The 2,935-nt window shown below is 67.7% G+C and carries 2 protein-coding genes and 1 rRNA gene; 1 reads left to right on the top strand and 2 read right to left on the bottom strand.

Annotation, left to right across the window (positions count from 1 at the left end):
* A 16S ribosomal RNA gene (locus tag SACSA_RS0116125) occupies window positions 1-313 on the bottom strand; the annotation flags it as partial.
* 560 nt (window positions 314-873) lie between these two features.
* Window positions 874-2,217: a type I glutamate--ammonia ligase gene (glnA, locus tag SACSA_RS0116120; RefSeq protein WP_019818708.1), complete on the bottom strand. Its 1,344-nt coding sequence runs from the start codon at window positions 2,215-2,217 to the stop codon at window positions 874-876.
* Window positions 2,218-2,460: 243 nt separating this feature from the next.
* On the opposite strand from glnA, the gene SACSA_RS26285 reads away from it, so the two are divergent.
* Window positions 2,461-2,935: LppX_LprAFG lipoprotein (locus SACSA_RS26285; RefSeq protein ID WP_019818706.1), on the top strand; the 475-nt coding region annotated here is incomplete at its 3' end.

Genomic DNA, 2,935 nt, shown 5'->3' with positions numbered 1-2,935 from the left:
AGTGTGGCCGGTCACCCTCTCAGGCCGGCTACCCCGTCGTCGCCTTGGTAGGCCATCACCCCACCAACAAGCTGATAGGCCGCGGGCTCAACCTGTACCGCCGGAGCTTTCCACACACCCCCATGCGGAGACATGTCATATCCGGTATTAGACCCGTTTCCAGGGCTTATCCCAGAGTACAGGGCAGATTACCCACGTGTTACTCACCCGTTCGCCACTCATCCACCCAGCAAGCTGAGCTTCAGCGTTCGACTTGCATGTGTTAAGCACGCCGCCAGCGTTCGTCCTGAGCCAGGATCAAACTCTCCAACAATGAATCCGATCCGAGACCCAAATGATCTCAAAGAAACCCTTCAAAAAAGGGGCACACCCCAAAAAAAGGGGCATCAAAGCTCTACTAGCTGACAATCACTAGCGCACTGTTGAGTTCTCAAACAACACGAAAAGTGTCTTCGTTGTCTCGCCCGAAGGCGCCACCCACTCTAACAACCGTCCGTTCGGACTTTCGAAGGGGGGGGGCGACCCTCAACCGAGGGCCAACCAGCAACGGTACCCGACCAGACTCCGAGTAAGCAACCCCTGTGGGCTTCTCACCCGGCCGCCCCGGCCGTCCCTGGCGACACGAAGAAGATTACACCCCCGCGAACACCCCTGAAACAGGGGGGTCCCCCATGGCCGAAACCCCAGGTCAGAACCACCCGAACGGGTGGTGTCCGCACACCATCGGACCTCGGCCGGACGACGACGGCGGGGACACCGGACAACGACGGCGCGGCCGCCGGACGTTCCGGCCCCGGCTGGGGCCGTACGAAGCCGACCGCCGGAAGCGACGGGTCTCCAGGCGGTCCGGCGGTCGTTCCGAGGGCCGAACGGTCAGAGCACCGGGAGCAGGGTTCGCAGCTCGTACGGCGTGACGGCGCTGCGGTAGTTGTCCCACTCCACCCGCTTGTTGCGGAGGAAGAAGTCGTAGACGTGCTCGCCGAGAGCCTCCGGCAGGAGCTCGGAGCGCTCCATCTCGACAAGTGCCTCGCCGAGGTTCTGCGGCAGTTCGGAGTAGCCCGCGGCCTTGCGTTCGGAGTCGGACAAGGTCCAGATGTTGTCCTCGGCCGCGGGGGGCAGCTCGTAGCCCTTCTCAATGCCCTTCAACCCGGCGGCCAAGACCACCGAGTAGGCCAGGTAGGGGTTGCACGCCGAGTCGAGGCTGCGAATCTCCACGCGCCGCGACGAGGCCTTGCCCGGCGAGTACATCGGCACTCGCACCAGCGCGGAGCGGTTCGCGTGGCCCCACGACACCGCCGTGGGTGCCTCCCCGCCCCGGATCAACCGCTTGTACGAGTTGACCCACTGGTTCGTCACCGCCGAGAGCTCGCGGGCGTGGTGAAGCAGTCCCGCGACGAACGCCTTGCCGGTCTCGGAGAGTTCGTACGGGTCCTCCGGGCTGTAGAAGGCGTTCTGGTCGCCTTCGAACAGCGACACGTGCGTGTGCATACCCGAACCGGGCTGGTTGGTGAACGGCTTGGGCATGAACGTGGCCCGCACGCCCTGGGTGAGCGCCACCTCCTTGACCACGTACCGGAAGGTCATCACGTTGTCGGCCATGGTCAGCGCGTCGGCGTACCGCAGGTCGATCTCCTGCTGTCCGGGGGCGCCCTCGTGGTGCGAGAACTCCACGGAGATGCCCATCTCCTCGAGCGCCTCGATCGCGTTCCGGCGGAAGTGCGTCGCCGTGGCGTGGCTGGCCTGGTCGAAGTAGCCGCCGTTGTCGGCGGGCTCCGGTTCGCTGCCGTCCTCGGGCAGCGTCGCGAGGAGGAAGAACTCGATCTCCGGGTGGACGTAGCAGGTGAATCCCGCTTCGCCTGCCTTGGAGAGCTGCCTGCGCAGCACGTGCCGCGGGTCCGCCCAGGACGGCGACCCGTCGGGCATGGCGATGTCGCAGAACATGCGCGCCGAGTAGTGCTCGCCGTCCGGGGTCTCCCACGGCAGCACCTGGAAGGTCGACGGATCGGGCCGGGCGACCATGTCGGACTCGTACACCCTGGCGAACCCCTCGATGGCCGAGCCGTCGAACCCGATGCCCTCCCCGAAGGCGCCCTCGAGTTCGGCGGGTGCCACCGCCACCGACTTGAGGTAGCCGAGCACGTCGGTGAACCAGAGCCGCACGAACCGGATGTCACGTTCTTCCAGTGTGCGCAGCACGAACTCCTGCTGGCGATCCATGCGGCGACCCTATGCGCGCGAGGTTAACTCGGTGTTTCGGGGGTTTCCGCGCTGACCCGTTCGAGGGGTGTCGAACACCGACGCGCAAGCTGCGGACGCGCTCGGGGCAACTCGCGGGCACCTTCGGGGCAACTCGCGGGCGCCTTCGGGCAACTCGCGAAACGTGGGGGGCAACTCGCGGGGGTCCCGGGCGACTCGTGGGATGGGGCGGGGTGGGTGGGGCGGGCGGATACCGTGAGCGGCATGGTGCTCCGCAGGGTCGCAGTCGTGCTCTCCGCCGTGCTGACGGCAGTCGTCGCGGGAGGGTGTGCCTCCTCCCCCGACCCCAGTGGCCCGTTTCCGGACGGGCGCGCCCTCGTCGACAGCGCGGCCGAGGCGCTGGCCGGGGTGGACAGCGTGAGGTTCGACTTCCACGTCCGCGGCGCCATGCCCGGACTGCCGGTGCGGCGGGTAGAGGGGGTGGCCACGCGCGACGGGGGGCCGTACGGCTTCGCCCGGGGTGAGGCCGACGTCCAACGCGCGACCGACCGCGCGCAGTACGACTTCGTGCTCGACGGCGAGGTGCTGCGGCTGGGAGAGCCCGGCTCCGAGATCGCCCCCGGCGGCCCCGGCGACGAGCCCAGCGGCAACGACGCGACCGGTGCCAACGACAGGACCGGGGACGGCGACGGGACCGGCCACGACGGAACCGGCCACGACGGCGGACCGGACCGGGCCG

The sequence above is a fragment of the Saccharomonospora saliphila YIM 90502 genome, from assembly GCF_000383795.1.
Classification (GTDB): Bacteria; Actinomycetota; Actinomycetes; order Mycobacteriales; family Pseudonocardiaceae; genus Saccharomonospora; species Saccharomonospora saliphila.
Note: the sequence above shows the minus strand (reverse complement) of the source record. Positions and strands in the feature narration are given on the sequence as shown.